The sequence below is a fragment of the Streptomyces sp. NPDC030893 genome (assembly GCF_055571535.1).
Window position 1 is genome coordinate 263947 of the sequence record NZ_JBVIFC010000002.1, and the last position, 18608, is coordinate 282554.

At 71.4% G+C, this 18608-nt stretch carries 16 protein-coding genes and 1 riboswitch; of the genes, 9 read left to right on the forward strand and 7 right to left on the reverse strand.

Translation table 11 applies throughout. The features are described from left to right. Positions 1-248: 248 nt before the first annotated feature. Both ACZ434_RS05905 and ACZ434_RS05910 read left to right on the forward strand, forming a co-directional pair. The gene (locus ACZ434_RS05905) at positions 249-1118 is read left to right on the forward strand and encodes an esterase/lipase family protein (protein ID WP_468452257.1); all 870 of its coding nucleotides are present in this window, start codon (positions 249-251) and stop codon (positions 1116-1118) included. A gap of 180 nt (positions 1119-1298) precedes the next feature. Continuing rightward, positions 1299-2975: a M23 family metallopeptidase gene (locus ACZ434_RS05910; protein WP_468452259.1), complete on the forward strand. Its 1677-nt coding sequence runs from the start codon at positions 1299-1301 to the stop codon at positions 2973-2975. 33 nt (positions 2976-3008) lie between these two features. Here ACZ434_RS05910 and pcrA read toward each other — a convergent pair whose 3' ends face one another. Then, positions 3009-5516: a DNA helicase PcrA gene (gene pcrA, locus ACZ434_RS05915; RefSeq protein ID WP_468452261.1), complete on the reverse strand. Its 2508-nt coding sequence runs from the start codon at positions 5514-5516 to the stop codon at positions 3009-3011. A gap of 281 nt (positions 5517-5797) precedes the next feature. Further along, positions 5798-5954, forward strand: a riboswitch (cyclic di-AMP (ydaO/yuaA leader). 7 nt (positions 5955-5961) lie between these two features. On the opposite strand from pcrA, the gene ACZ434_RS05920 reads away from it, so the two are divergent. Next, on the forward strand, positions 5962-7137 hold the full coding sequence (locus tag ACZ434_RS05920; protein WP_468452263.1) for a C40 family peptidase: 1176 nt from the start codon (positions 5962-5964) through the stop codon (positions 7135-7137). Between the two features lie 43 nt (positions 7138-7180). On the opposite strand, the gene ACZ434_RS05925 is transcribed toward ACZ434_RS05920, so the two are convergent. The 3 genes from ACZ434_RS05925 to ACZ434_RS05935 all read right to left on the reverse strand — a co-directional run bounded on the left by ACZ434_RS05925 (position 7181) and on the right by ACZ434_RS05935 (position 9652). After that, positions 7181-7534 (reverse strand): hypothetical protein, encoded by a 354-nt coding sequence (locus ACZ434_RS05925; protein WP_468452265.1) that lies wholly within the window; start codon positions 7532-7534, stop codon positions 7181-7183. A gap of 88 nt (positions 7535-7622) precedes the next feature. Then, positions 7623-8366, reverse strand: a complete 744-nt coding sequence (locus tag ACZ434_RS05930; RefSeq protein WP_468452267.1) for a LuxR C-terminal-related transcriptional regulator — start codon at positions 8364-8366, stop codon at positions 7623-7625. After that, entirely contained in the window at positions 8363-9652 is a 1290-nt protein-coding gene (locus tag ACZ434_RS05935; RefSeq protein ID WP_468452269.1) for an ATP-binding protein, read from the reverse strand. The genes ACZ434_RS05930 and ACZ434_RS05935 overlap by 4 nt, the downstream gene beginning before the upstream one ends. A gap of 180 nt (positions 9653-9832) precedes the next feature. Between ACZ434_RS05935 and ACZ434_RS05940 the strand changes: the two genes are divergently transcribed. From ACZ434_RS05940 to ACZ434_RS05950, 3 genes are all read left to right on the forward strand, one after another. Continuing rightward, positions 9833-11212 carry a PspC domain-containing protein gene (locus ACZ434_RS05940; protein WP_468452271.1) on the forward strand — a complete coding sequence of 460 codons (1380 nt, stop codon included), beginning with the start codon at positions 9833-9835 and terminating at the stop codon, positions 11210-11212. Next, the gene (locus ACZ434_RS05945; RefSeq protein WP_468452273.1) at positions 11199-11426 is read left to right on the forward strand and encodes a hypothetical protein; all 228 of its coding nucleotides are present in this window, start codon (positions 11199-11201) and stop codon (positions 11424-11426) included. Before ACZ434_RS05940 ends, ACZ434_RS05945 begins: the two co-directional genes overlap by 14 nt. Positions 11427-11549: 123 nt before the next feature. After that, positions 11550-11774, forward strand: a complete 225-nt coding sequence (locus tag ACZ434_RS05950; RefSeq protein ID WP_468452275.1) for a hypothetical protein — start codon at positions 11550-11552, stop codon at positions 11772-11774. On the opposite strand, the gene ACZ434_RS05955 is transcribed toward ACZ434_RS05950, so the two are convergent. Both ACZ434_RS05955 and ACZ434_RS05960 read right to left on the reverse strand, forming a co-directional pair. Further along, entirely contained in the window at positions 11767-12306 is a 540-nt protein-coding gene (locus ACZ434_RS05955) for a DoxX family protein (protein WP_468452277.1), read from the reverse strand. The genes ACZ434_RS05950 and ACZ434_RS05955 overlap by 8 nt on opposite strands. A gap of 119 nt (positions 12307-12425) precedes the next feature. Beyond that, the gene (locus ACZ434_RS05960; RefSeq protein WP_468452279.1) at positions 12426-13700 is read right to left on the reverse strand and encodes a hypothetical protein; all 1275 of its coding nucleotides are present in this window, start codon (positions 13698-13700) and stop codon (positions 12426-12428) included. Positions 13701-14066: 366 nt separating this feature from the next. On the opposite strand from ACZ434_RS05960, the gene ACZ434_RS05965 reads away from it, so the two are divergent. Beyond that, the gene (locus ACZ434_RS05965; protein WP_468452281.1) at positions 14067-14546 is read left to right on the forward strand and encodes a pyridoxamine 5'-phosphate oxidase family protein; all 480 of its coding nucleotides are present in this window, start codon (positions 14067-14069) and stop codon (positions 14544-14546) included. Between the two features lie 9 nt (positions 14547-14555). On the opposite strand, the gene guaA is transcribed toward ACZ434_RS05965, so the two are convergent. Then, positions 14556-16136, reverse strand: a complete 1581-nt coding sequence (gene guaA, locus ACZ434_RS05970; protein WP_468452283.1) for a glutamine-hydrolyzing GMP synthase — start codon at positions 16134-16136, stop codon at positions 14556-14558. 420 nt (positions 16137-16556) lie between these two features. On the opposite strand from guaA, the gene ACZ434_RS05975 reads away from it, so the two are divergent. Both ACZ434_RS05975 and ACZ434_RS05980 read left to right on the forward strand, forming a co-directional pair. After that, positions 16557-16868 (forward strand): chorismate mutase, encoded by a 312-nt coding sequence (locus tag ACZ434_RS05975; RefSeq protein WP_468452285.1) that lies wholly within the window; start codon positions 16557-16559, stop codon positions 16866-16868. A 522-nt stretch (positions 16869-17390) separates the two neighbouring features. Beyond that, positions 17391-18509, forward strand: coding sequence for an LAETG motif-containing sortase-dependent surface protein (locus ACZ434_RS05980; RefSeq protein ID WP_468452287.1), 1119 nt, complete (start codon positions 17391-17393; stop codon positions 18507-18509). Positions 18510-18608 lie beyond the last annotated feature (99 nt).

Genomic DNA, 18608 nt, shown 5'->3' on the forward strand with positions numbered 1-18608 from the left:
GCAAATCACACCTTGGGACACGTTCACCGCGCAGCGTTCCCGGGCCCCGCGGCCCGCACACCGTGTGCTCGTGCGACTCATGGGCATCGGTGGGACCATGCGCATAAGGGATTCGCACCGACGTCGCCGTACCAGCGCGCCCCCTCCACCCTTCGCACGCGCGCACCGTCGACCGCTCACGCAGCGACATCCCATGAGGGCACACGGGGGACGAGGCTGTCCTTCCGCGTGCCGACAGGAGGTCGGCCATGAAGGTCACCGAGGCAGCTCTTCCCTTCCTGCCGCTCTGCCGGCGTCTCCTGCCGGCCCGGCTGACGGATCTCTCCCTGGCCCTGCTGAAGGCGACCGCCCTGGAACTGGCGATCCTGGCGGGCCACGTCTTCCTCTATCCCGCCGGGATCATCCAGGAGCGGCGGGGCCCGGACCGCCCCGCGCTGCCCGAGCCGAAGGGCACCGCACAGCTGCCGACGGAGGCCAAACCCCCGGTCGTGCTGCTGCACGGCTTCATCGACAACCGCTCGGTCTTCGTCCTGCTGCGCCGCAGCCTGTCCCAGCACGGCAGGCAGCAGATCGAGTCGCTCAACTATTCGCCGCTGACCTGCGACATCCGCATCGCCGCCGAACTGCTCGGCCGGCACATAGAGCAGGTGTGCGAGCGCACGGGCAGCCGCCGGGTGGATGTGGTCGGCCACAGCCTGGGCGGGCTGATCGCCCGGTACTACGTGCAGCGGCTGGGCGGTGACACCCGCGTGCGGACACTCGTCACGCTCGGCACCCCGCACTCCGGCACCCGCGTCGCACCACTGGCCAACGCGCACCCCATCGTGCGCCAGATGCGCCCCGGCTCACCGGTGCTCGAAGAGCTCAGCCGGCCGGCGCCCGGCTGCCGTACGCACTTCGTCGCCTTCTGGAGCGACCTCGACCACATCATGGACCCGCTGGAGACGGCGTGCATCGAGCACCCGGACCTGACCGCGGTGAACGTCCGGGTGAGCGGCGTCGGCCATCTCGCCCTGCCCGTGCACCCGGCGGTGGCGACCGGCATCCGGCAGGCGCTGGACACGGCCCACCCCGGCGAGCCGTCCACCGGCCGGGCGAACGGCCTGACGGTGGCGTGAGGGCGGCAGGGCGCGACACGCCCGGCACCCGTCCCCCGTGACAAGCACGTCCTCGGCGTCCGCATCCGAACAACAGCGGCCCGGCAGGCCCGACTTACGGCCGCAGAAGCGTCCGAAGCATCGAACAGACTTCGAACAAAGAGCCAAGACCGCGCCCGCCGTCCCCCAAAAGACGACCGAATGCCCGTTTCCTGCGCGCCCGAAACCTGGGGAAGATTGTCGCGCCCGCATACCGCCGGGTACAGTCGCCGCACTGCTCTGCCAGCCCCTGTTGTCGAGGCGAAAGAGAAGTTGGTGAACGACCGTCACCCGTCGGGGACCATGGCCCCGGCTCCGGCTTCCGATGCCGACGCGGCGCCCTATGCGTCGTACGGCACCCAGGAAGCCCAGTACGGCGACTTCACCGCCTACGGTGGCTACGACGCCCCCGGTTACGACGCCACGCACTACGGCACCGGCGGTCACACCACCGGCGGCTTCGCCACCGACCCCCTCTTCGGGGACCTCCCGGGCGGCGGCCAGGACACGGGCGCGTACGACACCGCGCACTGGTCCACGGGCGGCCAGGACACCGGCCACTACGACCTGTACGCGGCCCAGCACCCCGCTCCGTACGACACCGGCGGCTACGACACGACCGCGTGGACCACCGGCGACCAGCCGATGACGGTGATCCCTCCGCAGGCCGGCTCGCCCGAGACGAGCGGTCAGTGGGACGCCGGCGCCTGGATCGGGTCCGGCCAGGCCGGGAGCCCCGCCGAGCAGGCCCAGCAGTGGGACTGGGGCACGCAGACCTTCGACAGCGGCGTGTACGACGCCACGCAGTGGAACTCCGACGGCGGCGAGACCACCGACCCGGCCACCGCCTCCGAGTCCTACGAACCGCAGACCGAGACGTACGAACCGCAGACCGAGACGTACGACCAGGACACCTACGGCCAGGACGCCTACCGGCCGGAGACGTACGAGCAGGACGCCCACCAGGACCCCGCCGCCCGCGAACCGGTCCACGGCGAGCCGGGGGACACCGGTGAACTGCCCGCCGTGTCCCTGCTCGACGAGCAGGAGGAGATCCTCCCCGTCCCGGCTCCGCGCGCGGCCTCCCGCGCCGCGTCCCGCTCCCGGCGCCGTACGCCCGCCAAGCGCTCCGCGCTGCTGACGGTGGCCGTGCCCTCGGCGTGCGTGATGGGCGTCGCCGGTATCGCCGCCGCCTCGGTCGGCGATCTGACCGAGGACAGCGGCCAGGACACCACGGCGGCGACCGCGCCCGACGCCCAGCCGGTGAAACCCTCCGCCGCCAACGTCAAGCTGGACACCCAGCTGGAGAGCCTCGCCGCCGGCGCCGACGACTTCGCCGACCGGGCCAGCCGCACCCAGGAGCGCATCGACCTCAAGGCGCAGCAGGACGCCGAGCGCAGGCGCGCGGCGGAGGAGGCGGCCCGCAAGGAGCGGCTGCGTCCCAAGTTCGCCCTCCCGGTGGCCCAGAACGGACTCAGCGCCTACTACGGCCAGTCCGGCATCAACTGGATGTCCGTCCACACCGGCATCGACTTCCCCGTCTCGTACGGCACTCCGGTGCTGGCCGCGACCGACGGCACCGTGCGGACGCAGTACAACTCCGCCTACGGCAACATGATGATCGTGACGGCGAAGGACGGCACGGAGACGTGGTACTGCCACCTCTCCAGCTACACGATCCCCTCCGGTACGACCGTCAAGGCCGGCGACCGGATCGCGTTCTCCGGGAACTCGGGCAACTCGACCGGCCCGCACCTGCACTTCGAGGTGCGTCCCGGCGGCGGCTCGGCGATCGACCCGCTCGCCTGGTTCCGCAGCCACGGCCTCGACCCGTCGTAGGACCCCCTCCCCCGACGGGTCGCGGCCCTGCGGCTACAGCTTCTCCACCGGCGCGTACCGCAGCAGCAGACGCTTGGGCTTGGTGTCCCCGAAGTCGATCGTCGCCTCCGCGTTCGCCCCCGTGCCCTTCACTCCGACCACGGTGCCGAGGCCGAACTGGTCGTGCGTGACCCGGTCCCCGACCGCCAGTGACACCACGGGCTTCTCCGCGGTCCGCCGGGTGGCGAAGCCGGAGGCACCCGAGGCCGAGGAGCGGGAGCGGGACGACGACAGCGAGGCCGCCACGCCCGACACCGGTCCGGCGGACACGGGCGCGGTCGCTCCCGTCCGCTTCCACTCCAGGTGGGCGGCCGGGATCTCCTCCAGGAAGCGGGAGGGCGGGTTGTACGACGGCTGGCCCCACGCGCTCCGCAGCGTCGACCGGGTCAGGTAGAGCCGCTCCCGCGCACGCGTGATGCCGACGTACGCCAGGCGCCGCTCCTCCTCCAGCTCCTTGGTCTGGCCGAGGGCGCGCATGTGCGGGAAGACGCCGTCCTCCATGCCGGTGAGGAAGACGACCGGGAACTCCAGGCCCTTGGCGGTGTGCAGGGTCATCAGGGTGATGACGCCGGAGCCGTCCTCGTCCTCGTCGGGGATCTGGTCGGAGTCGGCGACCAGGGCGACCTGCTCCAGGAAGTCGGACAGGGCGACCGACTCGCCCTCGCCGCGCCCCTGCTCGAACTCCAGGGCGACGGCGGCGAGTTCCTGGAGGTTCTCGATGCGGGTCTCGTCCTGCGGGTCGGTGGACGCCTGCAACTCGGCCAGGTAGCCCGTGCGTTCGAGGATCGCTTCGAGGACGGTGGCCGGGCCGGCGCCGGACTCGACGACCGTACGGAGGTCCTCCATCAGCGTGTTGAACCGCTTCACGGCGTTCGACGAGCGCGCGGCCATGCCGTACGCCTCGTCGACGCGCTTGAGCGCCTGCGGGAAACTGATCTTCTCGCGCTGGGCGAGGGCGTCGATCATGGCCTCCGCGCGGTCGCCGATGCCCCGCTTGGGCACGTTGAGGATGCGGCGCAGCGGCACCGAGTCCTCGGGGTTGGCGAGCACCCGCAGGTAGGCCAGGACGTCCCGGACCTCCTTGCGCTCGTAGAAGCGCACGCCGCCGACGACCTTGTAGGGCAGGCCGACGCGGATGAAGATCTCCTCGAAGACACGGGACTGGGCGTTGGTGCGGTAGAAGACCGCGACATCGCCCGCCTTGGCCTCGCCCGCGTCGGTGAGGCGGTCTATCTCGTCGGCGACGAACTGCGCCTCGTCGTGCTCGGTGTCGGCGACGTACCCGGTGATCCGCGCGCCGGATCCGGCGTTGGTCCACAGGTTCTTGGGGCGGCGCGACTCGTTGCGCTCGATGACCGCGTTGGCCGCGCTCAGGATGGTCTGGGTGGAGCGGTAGTTCTGCTCGAGCAGGATCGTGGTGGCGTCCGGGTAGTCCTCCTCGAACTGGAGGATGTTGCGGATCGTCGCACCGCGGAACGCGTAGATCGACTGGTCGGCGTCGCCCACCACGCACAGCTCGGCGGGCGGCACCTCGGCCTCCGGCGGCACGTCGACGGGGTGCTCGGAGGTGCCGACGAGTTCGCGGACCAGCGCGTACTGGGCGTGGTTGGTGTCCTGGTACTCGTCGACCAGGACGTGCCGGAAGCGGCGGCGGTAGTGCTCGGCGACGTCCGGGAAGGCGCGCAGCAGGTTGACCGTCGTCATGATCAGGTCGTCGAAGTCGAGGGCGTTGGCCTCCCGCAGCCGCGACTGGTACAGCGCGTAGGCCTGGGCGAGGGTCTTCTCGAAACCTCCCCCAGACTCCGTCTGGGAGGTGCCCCCAGCCGCCTGTGCGGCGAAGTCCTCCTCGTCGATCAGCTCGTTCTTCAGGTTGCTGATCTTGGCGCTGAACGACTTCGGCGGGAAGCGCTTGGGGTCGAGGTCCAGATCGCGGCAGACCAGGGCCATCAGACGCTTGGAGTCGGCGGCGTCGTAGATCGAGAACGACGAGGTGAAGCCGAGCTTCTTGCTCTCGCGGCGCAGGATGCGCACGCACGCGCTGTGGAAGGTCATCACCCACATCGCGTTCGCGCGCGGGCCGACGAGCTGCTCGACGCGCTCCTTCATCTCGCCCGCGGCCTTGTTGGTGAAGGTGATCGCGAGGATCTGGCCCGGGTGGACATGCCGCTCGGCCAGCAGGTGGGCGATGCGGTGGGTGAGCACCCGGGTCTTGCCGGAGCCGGCGCCGGCCACGATGAGCAGCGGGGAACCGGAGTGCACCACGGCGGCGCGCTGGTTCTCGTTCAGCCCCTCCAGCAGGGCCGCGGCGTCGATCACGGGGCGCGGGGCGCCGTCGCGGTAGTACGCGTCCCGGTCCGGCGGCACGTCGAACTTCCCGCCGAACAGATCGTCCGGAACGGTCTCCGGCGCATGATCGTCCTCGGGCGGTGGCGGGGGCTCGTCCGCGGGGCCCCGCTGGGCCTGGAGGTCCGCCAGGAAGCTGTCGTCAAAGAGGCTGCTCATCGCTCTCCGAGTCTAGGGTGCCCCACCGACAACCAGGGGCCGCCCCGGGAACATCCCCCGGTTTCCGCACGCCCCCGGCACCGGTTCCCGGCCGCCGCGCGGGCGCGCACCCTCCAGGACCGCCACCTCACGCTGAGTGACCCGTCGCACAAGGTCACAAAAATGTATCGGGCATATCACCCATCAACCTTCACAGGGGCCACACCGGTTGGCTACGGTGCGGGCAGGCCGCTCGTCCCCCGCCGGCGAACCTCGCCGGACCGCGCGGCCTCCGCCGAGTCCGTCACTGTCCGCCGCGACAGCCGGAGCCGGGGACCCACCGACACCATGGGGTGAATCGGCCCACTCCCTCGCGGAAACGGCCGTAGGGCAACCCTTCCGACGCACCCCCGCCCGAACCCGACAGCTAACCCGGTAGGCGGAGCACTGGAAGGAGTCGCCTCCCTTGGCGTCGCACCGCAAGTCACGCACCCCCGGCACGCGCGTGGCAGGCATACGGACCCCGGCCCTGGCCACGGCCGCCCTGACCTCCGTCGCCCTGCTCTCCCAGACGGCCGACGCCGCCCCCTCGGAGGACGACAAGCCGAGTCTGGAGGAGGTCGAGAAGAAGGTCGACGACCTCTACCGCCAGGCGGAGTCGGCGACCGAGAAGTACAACGCCGCCAAGGAGAAGACGACCAAGCAGCGCAAATGCGTCGACACCCTCCTCGACGACGTGGCCGAGCGCACGCAGAAGCTCAACGACGCGCGTGAGGAGCTGGGCTCCTTCGCCGCCGCGCAGTACCGGACCGGCGCCGGCGTCCCCGACACCGCGACCTTCCTGCTCGCGGACACCCCGCAGGACATCTTCGACCAGCGCCAGGTGATGGACCGGATGACCGGCCGCCAGAAGCAGGCGGTCGACGACTACGTCACCCAGCAGTCCGAGACGATGAAGAAGCGCCAGGAGGCCACCGAGAGCCTCCAGACGCTCACCGAGTCGCAGGACGACCTGAAGACGGCCAAGGCCACCGTCCAGAAGAAGCTCACCGACGCGCGTGAGCTGATGTCGAAGCTGACCGCCGAGGAGAAGGCACGGCTCGCGGCGATCGAGAAGGAGAAGCAGGAGGAGGCCGCCCGCAAGGCCGCCGAGCTCGCCCGGCAGCAGGCCGAGCAGCAGCAGGCCCGGGAGGAGGCCGCCCAGCAGGACGGCGGCGGTACGGACGGCTCCGGGTCCTCCGGCTCGGCCACCTCACCGTCGACGTCGGCGGACCCCTCGTACGGCACCAAGGCCGAGAAGGCCATCGCGTTCGCCCGCGCGCAGATCGGCAAGCCGTACGTGTGGGGCGCCACCGGTCCCGGCTCCTACGACTGCTCCGGTCTCACCCAGGCCGCCTGGAAGGCCGCCGGCGTCACCCTCCCGCGCACCACCTACGACCAGGTGAACGCCGGCACCACGGTCCCCGTGTCCCAGGCGCAGCCGGGTGACCTCGTCTTCTTCTACGACGACGTCACCCACGTGGGCATCTACATCGGCAACGGCATGATGATCCACGCACCGAAGCCGGGCTCGTACGTCCGCGAGGAGTCGATCTTCTACGACGGCGAGTCGTCGGTCCACAGCGTGGTGCGCCCCGCCTGATCCGCCCGGCGGCCGGAACCGGGCGGGTTCCTCCGGCAGCGGATCAGGTCCACAGCACCGCGATGAAGATGTTCGTCAGGGTCAGCAGGCCGACCAGGCCGAACAGCTTCTTGTCCACCTTCTCGTCGTCCCGCTTCACATAGACCAGGCCGAGGATCACGATCAGCAGGGCCAGCTTCACGCCGATCTTTATGTTGTCGACGGAGTAGTCCTGCGCCTGGTTGAGCCCGACCAGGGCCACGCCGGTGACGAGCATCGTCAGCGCACCGTGCAGCATCGCGGGACTGAAGCGGGCGGTGCCCTCGCCCATCGCCTTCATCTGGGTGAGGAAGCCGCCGAGCAGCGACGCGATACCGATGATGTGCAGACCGACGAAGATGTGGATGAGTACGTCCATGAGGCCGGAGCCTAGCCACACCCGCCCCAGGGCACTCCGGCGCCCTCCCCCCCTGCCTTCCTTCACCACGTCGCCGTGGGGCGCCCGCTCAGACCAGTCGCCGTGCCGTCGCCCAGCGTGTCAGCTCGTGGCGGTTGGAGAGCTGGAGCTTGCGCAGCACCGCCGAGACGTGGGACTCGACCGTCTTCACCGAGATGAAAAGCTGCTTGGCGATCTCCTTGTACGCGTAGCCGCGGGCGATCAGCCGCAGCACCTCCCGCTCGCGCTGGGTGAGGCGGTCGAGGTCCTCGTCGACCGGCGGGGCGTCGGTCGAGGCGAAGGCGTCCAGGACGAATCCCGCCAGCCGCGGCGAGAAGACCGCGTCGCCCTCCTGGACCCGGAAGATCGAGTCGACCAGATCGGTCCCGGTGATCGTCTTGGTCACATAGCCGCGGGCGCCGCCGCGGATCACCCCGATCACGTCCTCCGCCGCGTCCGACACGGACAGCGCGAGGAAGCGCACCGGCTGCTCGGCGTCGGCCATCAACGGAGCGCAGCGCCGCAGCACTTCGACGCCGCCGCCACCGGGCAGATGCACATCGAGCAGGACCACCTCGGGCCGGGTCGCGGTGATGACCGTGACCGCCTGGTCGACGTCGGCGGCCTCCCCGACCACCTCGACGCCCGTCTGCGCGGTCTGCCCGATCTCGGCCTGGACCCCCGTGCGGAACATGCGGTGGTCGTCGACGAGGACGACGCGCACATGACGTCCGGCGGTGCTCCCGGCCGGCTCCGCGGACCCGGGCCCCTGCACCGCTCCCGCCGCTGCGTTCGCCTCGGTCGGCTCGCTCATGACGTCTTCTCCGCCCTCTCCATCTCCAGCTCGACCTCCGTGCCGCCGTCCGGCACCGCGCGCAGCCGCGCCGTGCCGCCGTTGCGCTCCATGCGGCCGATGATCGATTCTCTGACGCCCATCCGGTCGGCGGGTATCGCGTCCAGGTCGAAGCCGGGACCGCGGTCACGGACCGACACGAAGACCATCCTCCCCTCGACTTCGGCGTAGACCTGCACCGCGCCTCCCTCGCCACCGTACTTGGCGGCGTTGACCATCGCTTCCCTCGCGGCCTGCATCTGTGCGCCGATCCTCTCGTCGAGCGGGCAGTCGCCGACGACGACGACCTCGAGGGGCACACCGTGCTTGTCCTCGACCTCGGCGGCGTTTCGCTTCACGGCCTCGGCGAGGGTGGTGGGTTCGTCGTCCTCGTCCTTTCCGTTGCCCTCCGGTTTGTGGAGCCAGGCGCGCAGGTCGCGCTCCTGGGCACGGGCCAGGCGGCGCACCTCGCCCGCGTTGTCCGCGTTGCGCTGGATCAGGGTGAGGGTGTGCAGCACCGAGTCGTGGACATGGGCGGCGACCTCCGCCCGCTCCTGCGCCCGGATGCGCATCAGCCGCTCCTCGGAGAGATCCTGCGTCATGCGCACCAGGTAGGGGCCGGCGAGGAGCGCTATGCCGACGAGGACCGCGAGGGCCGCCTGGAGCACCGAACCGAGGTGGCTGCCGGAGCCGCGCAGGACGAAGATGCCCGAGGCTCCCGCCGTCACCAGCAGCACCCCGGCCACCGCGCGCAGCAGCGTGACCGTGCGCCGGCGGCGGCCGACCTCCATCCAGCGGGCCCGTCGCGCGTTGTCCGCCTGCCGCCACACCAGGGCGACACCCGCGGCGACCAGGACGGTCGGCCAGAGATAGGCCCTGGCGCCGTTGCTCAGGTTCACATTGCCCACGAACACCATGGCGACCACGACCATGAGGAGCAGGGCGACGATCTGCCCCTTGTCGGGTCTGCGGGTGACGAGCCTGCGCCGGCCGTCCGGCGCGGTCTCCGTCGTCACCGGAGGGGCCTTCTGCGCGTCCACACCGCCGACACCGAGCGGTACGAAGAACCAGAACGCGGCGTACAGCAGAGCGCCGAGGCCGTCGGCCATGAACAGGCCGACGAAGACGAGACGCACCCAGATCACGGGCAGCCCGAGGTGTCCGGCGAGCCCCCGCGCCGCGCCACCGAGCCAGCGTCCGTCACTGCTGCGGTAGAGCTTGCGCGGCGGCCGCGGCTCGGCGAGTGGCGCTGCTGCGGCTTCCGACATGTCAATGATGGTCACACGCACCGGGTTGCCGGAGCATCAGGGTCCGTCCCGGAGACTCCCCTGATCTCCGCGGCGCGGGCTCCTCGAACGCTCCCCGGGCTCCGCTCAGGGACCGATATCAGGGTCCGGCCAGGGTCGTCCCGACTCCCGCCGCGGCGGCCCGACCGTCACCATGGACCCATGACCGATCACCAGCACGCCGCGGCGGGTCCGGGACCCGGCTCCGGCCCGCGCCCCTCGAAGGGCGCGCGGCCGCGGGACGCCGCGCCCGGCCCCGCGGACGACCTGGACCACCGCTTCCGGCGGGACCGCCGGCACCAGATGCTCGGCGGGGTCTGCGCGGGGCTCGGCCGGCAGTGCGACATGGACCCGGTGATCTTCCGGATCACCCTGGCGGTGCTCTCCGCCACCGGTGGCATCGGCCTCATCTTCTACGGTTTCGCCTGGCTCTTCGTCCCGTACGACGACGAGGGGGAGGAGAGCGAGATCCGCCGGCTGCTGACCGGCCGGGTCGACGGCCACACCCTGACGGCCGTGCTGTTCGCCCTGGTCGGCTGCGGTGTCTTCCTCACCATGCTGAGCAACGACGGCGTGCTGAGCTTCGCGGTCATACTGTCCCTGCTGCTCGCCGGCGCCGGATACTGGTCGCGGCGGCGCGGCGCCCCCAGCGCCGACCACCTCGCCGCGCAGGCGGTCGCCGACGCCCCGCCGGAGCCCCAGGCGCCGCCGGTGCCCGACGCCTTCCCCTCGTGGTGGCGCGACCCCATCGTCAAGGACGGCACACATGTGGGCGGCACAGGCTATCTGTGGGGGCCCAGCGACTCCCGCGACAAGGACGTCGCCGCCGCCGTCAACATCGGCCGCGGCGTCCGCACCGGCGACCGCGACAAGCCGTGCGCGCCGCACCACCGGCCGGCGAAGCCGCGCGGGCCCCGCGGGATCGGCGGCTGGATCTTCCTGCTGGCGCTGCTCGCCGCCGGGCTGGGCACCGGCCTGACCTGGGAGACCCAGCCGCTCGGCACCAGCCTGCAGACCGGACTCGCCTGCGCGCTCGCCGTCTTCGGCATCGGCGTGGCCGTCAGCGCGTTCCTCGGCCGCACCGGCGCCGGGTCGATCGTCCTGGCGGTCGTCACGGCGGGTCTGCTGGCCGGCTCGACCGCGATCCCCAAGGACATCGGCACCGACTGGACGCGCACGTCCTGGGAGCCCACCTCGGTCGCGCAGATACGCCCCGCGTACGACGTGGGCGCGGGCGAGGGCGAACTGGACCTCTCCGCGATCCGCGTCCCGGAGAACGACACCGTCTCGACGAGGTCCCACGTCGGCGTGGGCCGGATCCACGTGATCGTGCCCAGGGACGCGACCGTGAAGCTGACCGTCGACGTGGGCGTGGGGGACATCCAGCTGCCGGGCGACGAGCGGAAGGACGTGGACGTGGCACCGGGCAAGCGCAAGGTGGTGACCCTGGAACCGGCCGCGGGCACCGGGAAGGCGGGCACCCTCGAAGTCGAGCTCCACGTCGGTGTGGGACAGGCGGAGGTGACCCGTGCTGCGTCATGAGTTCCAGCCCGGCAGACTGATCGCCGGTCTCGTCCTCACCGCCGCCGCGGTGATCTACGCCGGCGACGCGGGCGACGCCTGGGACACCCCGTGGTTCGTCATGATCCCCGTCGTCACCGGCGGCCTCTGCCTGGCCGCCGCGGTGGGCTCCCTGACCGGCCACATACGGTGCCGGGGCAGAACGGACGGCACCGGCCCCGGACCGGGGAACTGACAGGAGACCGGAAATCAAGGGGTGGACGGGGCGAGGGGCGTGGTACGGGGAGTAGTCGGCGATCCCTGATGTGACACAGAGCTGCTGCTTCTCCCCGCGCCGCCCGCCCTCCCGCCGCAGATCGTGATCCGGATCTGTCTCGCGCGGTACGGGCGGACGGAGACGCTCTCGTCGACGGTTCTGGTCTGGCTGCTGGTGATCGGGGTCAGCCTGCTCCTGTCCTGGGGCGCCTACCGCTGGGTGGAGCACCCCCTGGAGCGTCTGCTCCGTGCGAAGGGCCCCGCCGTGCCGGCGCCGCAGCACGAGGCGCCGCCCTCGCCGCAGCGCGCACCTCACGTCCTCAGCTGACGGTCCTTCCGCTCGCTTCCCCCCGGTGGCGCCGGTTCCTGATCAGGGCGTCCAGCGACCAGAGGGGCGCACCGGCGAGCACGAGGGGGACCCAGCAGAACAGGTAGGGGAGGTCGTTGCCGTAGTAGTACGGATCGGCGGCCCAGCTCACGGTCAGCCACAGGCTGAGGGAGATCAGCGCGCCGCCGAGGGCGGCGAGGCGGGTGAGGAGACCGAGCAGGGCACCGATGCCGGCGGCCAGTTCCCCGAGGGCGATGGCGTAGCCGAAGGCGACGGGGCTCTCCAGTGCCATGTCGACGAGGGCGGGGACGGCGGAGGAATCCCGGACGGCGCGCATCATGTCGCCGATCGAACCGGCGCCGGAGTCCGTCATGAACGCGCTGTCCGTGAGTTTGTCCAGGCCGGCGTAGATGAAGGTGACGCCGAGGAAGATGCGCAGGGGGACGAGGGCGTAGCGGGTGGCGGTGTCGCGCCAGTCCCCGTCGCCGCCGGCGTGGGGGGAGTGCGTGTCCGTGCGCATACCGTGCGTCATCACTGTCCGCCGCCTCTCACTGCCGTGCCGGGGCCTCCTTGCAGACCATACGTACGACGAAGTGGCGCGGCTCAACCCTGTGTGCGGGGTTTTTCTCGGCGAGAGGCGGTGACCGGGCGCTACTCGGTCACATCGATCGTGTACCGGTTGGTCTCCACGCCCGCCGCGGTGACCACCTGCACATCCACCCGGCCCGGTTCCACCTCCGCGGGCACCGGCACCGTCAGCAGGGTGTCCGTCGGGTTGTCGAAGCCGCCGGTGACCGGGACCAGCGGTACGTGGACGTTCACCGGGCCCACCCGCACCACCATCCGCGACAACCGGTCCGCCCCCTGAGCACCCACCGGCACGAACCCGGTCCCCCGGATCTCGATGTCGTCCCCGGTGCGGACCGGCGCGTCCAGGTCACCCGCCTCCCGCGCCCGCACCACCGACAGGATCACCGGACGCCCGCCCTCCGCGTACTTCCCCGCCAGGTACGTGCCGGCCGACACCAGCACCACCACCGCCAGCCCCCACGGCAGATCCGGCAACTGGTCCGGCCGCCGGGCCAGCCGTACCGCCGCGAAGGTCAGGGCGACCCCGCTGATCACGACGTACTGGATGTCGGCGAAGCTCCCGCGCCCGGAGTCGTCGGTCAGCAGGTCCGCCGCCCTGGGCCGGTGCGCCCGTACCTTCTGCAGCCGCTGCCCCTGCACCCGCAGTCCGACGACCCGCCGCACCAGCACGGCGATCCCGCAGACCACGGCCAGCACGGTCACGACCCCGGCGCCGCGGGCGAGTTCGAGCCCGGCGATCAGCGCGTCGCGCTCCCGGTTCCCGGAGGCGACCGCCAGCTGCCCCACCAGGACGAGCACCGCGAACGCCAGGAGCAGCACCCAGCAGGCGGCCACCGCACGGGAGGTGGAGAGCCGGTTGTCCTCCCCGATCACCGGTGCGAGCGCACCACCGCGAGCCCGGTGGAACCACGACGCGGCGGTCAGCGCCCCGGCCACGACCACCGCGCCCAGCAGCCCGGCGGTGCGCGCGGCGGTCCAGCCCGCGCCGATCGCCGTGAGCGCCTGGCCCAGGAGCAGCAGGACCACGCCCGCCCAGACCACGGCCGCGGTCCACCGCCACAGCCGTGGCAGCCAGGCCTCGCCCTCGGCCCGCCCTCGTTCGGCGACGGCCTCCGCGGCCTGGGTGAGCTCCTCCGACACCCACTGCCGGGAGGCGGACGCGGAGTGCGCGACCGCGGCCGGTACGCCCTGTCCGGCCGCGAACCCGTCCCGCTTCAGCAGGAACGCGGCGACCGCGCGCCGATGCCCCTCACGCGCCCCGTGCGGGCAGTCCCCGCAGGTGCAGCCGCCCTCGTGCGCGTCCGCGCCGCCCTGTCTCGCCGCCTGCACCGCCACGCCCGAAGCCCGCCTTCCCCGCCGCATCAACACCCCGACACAAGTCCCCCATGACGCAAGCGAATTGTGCCCTACGGCACGCCCTCCCCGTCCGGCAGGCCCGCCCAACGAGAGTGAACTTCGAGGCACGAAGTTGACGACCCGACGTCAGTCCGGCAGATCCGGCTCCCTCCGGCCGATCCGGCTCGCTCCGGCTCCCTCCGGCCGATCTCCTGCCGCGTCGGCCGGTGGTCGATCCACGCCACGAGGTCCCCGCCCAGCCGCTCCCGCGATACGCCTGCCTTCCCCCGGCGGGCCACTGCTCCGTCCGGAGGACGGAAGCGATACCCGACACAGGATGTCCGGTATCCCCGTCACACTCGGCGCATGCAGATGAACTGGGCAGCTTTCACCGCGGCCGAACCGGACCTCGCGAAGACCGTGGAGGAACGCTTCGCCGCGTACACCCACCACGTCCTGGCGACCCTGCGCCGGGACGGCTCACCGCGCACCACCGGCCTGGAGGTCCGCTTCCTGAACGGCGAGCTGTGGCTCGGCATGATGCCGGACTCGCTCAAGGCGCTGGACCTGCGCCGCGACCCGCGTTTCGCGCTCCAGGCGAACCCGGGCGAGGGCACCGGCATGGGCGGCGGCGACGTCCGTATCAGCGGCCGGGCGGTCGAGATCGCCGACGACGACACGGAGACCCGGGCCCGGTACGCCGAAGAGGTGGAACCGCCGGAGCCGTTCCACCTCTTCCGCACCGAGCTGACGGAGGTCGTACGGACCTGCGTCGAGGACGACACCTACCTCGTCGTCCACGTCTGGAAGCCCGGAGGGCCGGTGCGCACCCTCAAACGGACCTGACGGCCGGGACTACTCCCACTCGATGGTGCCCGGCGGCTTGGAGGTCACGTCGAGGACGACCCGGTTGACGTCCCGCACCTCGTTGGTGATGCGGGTGGAGATCTTGGCGAGGACGTCGTACGGCAGCCGGGACCAGTCGGCGGTCATGGCGTCCTCGCTGGAGACCGGGCGCAGCACGATCGGGTGACCGTAGGTGCGGCCGTCGCCCTGGACGCCCACCGAGCGCACGTCGGCCAGCAGGACCACCGGGCACTGCCAGATGTCGCGGTCGAGGCCGGCGGCGGTGAGTTCCTCACGGGCGATGGCGTCGGCCTCGCGCAGCAGGTCGAGCCGCTCCTTGGTGACCTCGCCGACGATACGGATGCCGAGGCCGGGGCCGGGGAAGGGCTGGCGCTGGACGATCTCGTCCGGGAGGCCGAGCTCCTGGCCGACCATGCGGACCTCGTCCTTGAACAGCTGGCGCAGCGGCTCGATCAGCTTGAACTCGAGGTCCTCGGGGAGGCCGCCCACGTTGTGGTGGGACTTGATGTTGGCGGTGCCGGTGCCGCCGCCGGACTCGACGACGTCCGGGTAGAGCGTGCCCTGGACGAGGAACTCCACGGCCGGGCCCTCGTCCGCGATGATCTCGGCCTGGGCCTGCTCGAAGACCCGGATGAACTCCCGGCCGATGATCTTCCGCTTCTCCTCGGGGTCGGAGACCCCGGCCAGCGCCTTCAGGAACCGCTCCTGGGCGTCCACGACCTTCAGCTGTACGCCGGTCGCGGCGACGAAGTCCTTCTCGACCTGCTCGGTCTCGCCCTTGCGCATCAGGCCGTGGTCGACGTACACGCAGGTGAGCTGGGAGCCGATGGCCTTCTGGACGAGGGCGGCGGCCACCGCGGAGTCCACACCGCCGGACAGACCGCAGATGGCGCGCTTGTCGCCGACCAGCTCGCGGATCGCGGCGACCTGCTCCTCGATGACGTTGCCCGTGGTCCAGTCCGGCGACAGGCCGGCGCCCCGGTACAGGAAGTGCTCCAGCACCTGCTGTCCGTGCGTGGAGTGCATCACCTCGGGGTGGTACTGGACGCCGTAGAGCTTCTTGGCGTCGTTCTCGAACGCGGCGACCGGGACGACGTCCGTGGAGGCCGTGACCGAGAAGCCCTCGGGGGCGGCGGAGCAGGCGTCGCCGTGCGACATCCAGACGGCCTGCTCCTCCGGGGTGCCCTCGAAGAGGGTGGAGGAGTTCTTGGACACGTGCAGGTCGGTGCGGCCGTACTCGCGGGCGCCGGTGTTGTCCACCTGGCCGCCCAGGCTCTGCGCCATCAGCTGGAAGCCGTAGCACATGCCGAAGACGGGGACGCCGGCCTCGAAGATCTCGCGGTCGAGGCGGGGGGCGCCCTCCTCGTACACGGACGAGGGGCCGCCGGAGAGGATGATCGCCGCCGGGTTCTTGGCGAGCATCTCCGCGACCGGCATGGTGCTCGGGACGATCTCGCTGTAGACCCGCGCCTCGCGGACGCGACGGGCGATGAGCTGGGCGTACTGCGCGCCGAAGTCGACGACCAGAACGGTGTCGGGCGCGTTGGCAGCGGGAGACGCTGATGACACGAGGTGCCTTCCGGCTGGGGCGGGGTCTTGTACATCCCGATTCTACCGAGGCGGCGGTGAGGTGCGTCGCGGGCCGCCACGGGGAGGCCGGCGGGGCGTCCGCGACGCGGCGGCACACCGGGCCCGAAGGCTCCAGCGGCTCCGGCATCCCGCGGCCCCCGCGCCCCCGTCTCACCATGCGGCCCGTGTTGGACAGCCGCCGTCCGCCGGGCATACTGGGCCCATGCTCACGCACCCGACCTTCCTCTTTACCTATGGCACCCGGCCCGCCGGCTGCCATGGTCGTGCTGCTTGAGCAACTGACAAGCGACTTCCCAGGCGCCCCGGGCCGACAAGGTCCGGGGCGCCTGGCGTTTTCCTCCGGACCGTGTCGCTCCGGGGCACCTCACCCGCCCACCCACCTCACCGAGGAGCCCCGAGATGACCGCCACCACGACCGCACCGGCCACCGCGGATCCGGCCGGGAAGACCGGTGCCCGCACCACCGAGGCCGCCGAACTGATCACCGGCGCCCGCGAGCGGATCGACGCGCTCGACGACCGGATCATCGGTCTCGTGCAGGAACGGATGGCCGTGTCGGCCGTCATCCAGAAGGAGCGGATCGCCTCCGGCGGCCGGCGCGTGAACCTCTCGCGCGAGATGGAGATCCTCGCCACCTACCGCGACGCCCTGGGCAAGCCCGGCACCACGCTCGCGATGACCCTGCTGGAACTGTGCCGGGGCAGGATCTGAATCCGCGTTCCCGGTACAGACGTGCGCATCGTCTCTCACCCGTCCGGCGCGTGACCGGCGCATCGGCCGCTTCGTTGGTACCGGTGTCCGTGCCGGCCAGGGACGGGCAGGAGAGAAGCACGCGTGACTCGCCGGAGCGATGAGGCGTACGGATCGGATGTGTGCCGTACGCCGTGGGACCTCGCTCCGGACAGGTGACCGAGGCGGCAGGGGACAGCCGCCCCGGTCACCCAAGAGAAGGCCGGCTCCGGGGACGCCCGGGGCCGGCCGACGCGTTTCACCGGCCGGCACACCTCGTCGCAGGACCGCGGATCGTCGAAGGACCGCGGATCGTCGAAGGATCGCGGACGGATCGCCAGTGACCCAGCTCACATAAAAGTTGTGTGAGATCGGGGACAACCATTCACAGGCTTCGTTGATCAAACCATCGAAACCAAGGGCCACACCCGCGCCCCACCGCGGAGGCCTCCCCACATTCGTTCGTGCCGCGGTCACGTGGCACACGGACTTTCCGAGGTCTTCATGAAGCTTCGCCGTGCCATGGCCGTAGCGGCCGCGACGGCCGTCATATCGCCGCTCGCCCTGCTCTCGGCTCCGGCAGCGTTCGCAACCGGCGGAGAGACGCCGAGCACGTCGTCGAACACCTCCACGGAGGGCGACACCTCTCCGACGGATGGCCAGAACCCCCCGGCCCAGGGTGAGAACTCCCAGACCGACGGTGAGCAGCCGCCGGCCGGCGGGGAGAAGGACCCGGCGGACGACCAGCAGCCGCCCGCCGACGGGGAGAAGGACCCGGCCGACGACCAGCAGCCGCCCGCCGAGGACGACAAGGACCCGGCCGACGACCAGCAGCCGCCCGCCGAGGAGGAGAACAAGCCCCCGGCCGAGGGCGAGAAGCCGCCGGCCGAGGAAGAGGAGAACAAGCCCCCGGCCGAGGAGGACCCCGAGCTCTGCCTCGACGACGAGGGCAACAGCACGGCCGAGCTCAGCTTCGATCTGAAGAGCGGTCTGTCGGGCCTGCCCGAGACGGTCGTCGCCGGCAGCGGCTGGAAGGCGTTCTCCTTCAACGTCTCCAACCGCGGCGACGAGGAGATCAAGGACATCAAGCCGCTGATCGGCGTCGCCGCCATCGGCTGGGACGAGCAGGACTACTCCGGCCAGATCACCGTCCAGGTGTTCGACAAGGCCACCGGCAAGTGGATCACGCTCGCGGACGCCGCGGGTGAGGGCGGTACGTTCGCCGCGTTCTCGCTCGGCGCCGGCCAGTCGACCTCGTACCAGCTGCGGCTCAAGGTCTCCGGCAAGGTGCCCGACGCGCTCGGCCTCACCGGTGGTTTCGCCGAGTACGCGGACGCCGAGGGCTGCTGGATCGCCGACGACCAGAACGGCTGGATCTACTTCTTCGACATTCTGGCCGCCGACTCCGGCACCGACCCCGGTAAGCCGAACGACGCCAAGCCCCAGACCGGCGGCATGGCCGAGCTCGAGAAGGTCAGCAACGTCAAGGTCACCGGCACCCTCGCCGAGACCGGCTCGAACTCCGCCCTGCCGATGATCGGCCTGGTCGGCGGCGCCGCCGTCGTGGCCGGCGCCGGCGCGGTGTTCGTGGTGCGCCGCCGCAAGGCCGGTGCGGAGGCGTAACACCGCCTCGCCGCGCGGTCCGCGCGGCACCACCCAGGACAAGGGAAAAGGACCTGAGCTCGGAGGGGGGCACAGGTCCTTTTTCCTTTACTCCTTCGG

What these genes read in the sequence shown, in the direction of transcription:
- pcrA (WP_468452261.1), bottom strand. Translation starts at nt 5,516, where the DNA reads ATGAGCAGCCTCTTTGACGACAGCTTCCTGGCGGACCTCCAGGCCCAG.
- ACZ434_RS05930 (WP_468452267.1), bottom strand. Translation starts at nt 8,366, where the DNA reads ATGAGCGAGCCGACCGAGGCGAACGCAGCGGCGGGAGCGGTGCAGGGG.
- ACZ434_RS05910 (WP_468452259.1), top strand. Translation starts at nt 1,299, where the DNA reads ATGCCCGTTTCCTGCGCGCCCGAAACCTGGGGAAGATTGTCGCGCCCG.
- ACZ434_RS05980 (WP_468452287.1), top strand. Translation starts at nt 17,391, where the DNA reads ATGAAGCTTCGCCGTGCCATGGCCGTAGCGGCCGCGACGGCCGTCATA.
- ACZ434_RS05925 (WP_468452265.1), bottom strand. Translation starts at nt 7,534, where the DNA reads ATGGACGTACTCATCCACATCTTCGTCGGTCTGCACATCATCGGTATC.
- ACZ434_RS05965 (WP_468452281.1), top strand. Translation starts at nt 14,067, where the DNA reads ATGCAGATGAACTGGGCAGCTTTCACCGCGGCCGAACCGGACCTCGCG.
- ACZ434_RS05940 (WP_468452271.1), top strand. Translation starts at nt 9,833, where the DNA reads ATGACCGATCACCAGCACGCCGCGGCGGGTCCGGGACCCGGCTCCGGC.
- ACZ434_RS05905 (WP_468452257.1), top strand. Translation starts at nt 249, where the DNA reads ATGAAGGTCACCGAGGCAGCTCTTCCCTTCCTGCCGCTCTGCCGGCGT.
- ACZ434_RS05935 (WP_468452269.1), bottom strand. Translation starts at nt 9,652, where the DNA reads ATGTCGGAAGCCGCAGCAGCGCCACTCGCCGAGCCGCGGCCGCCGCGC.
- ACZ434_RS05955 (WP_468452277.1), bottom strand. Translation starts at nt 12,306, where the DNA reads ATGACGCACGGTATGCGCACGGACACGCACTCCCCCCACGCCGGCGGC.
- ACZ434_RS05975 (WP_468452285.1), top strand. Translation starts at nt 16,557, where the DNA reads ATGACCGCCACCACGACCGCACCGGCCACCGCGGATCCGGCCGGGAAG.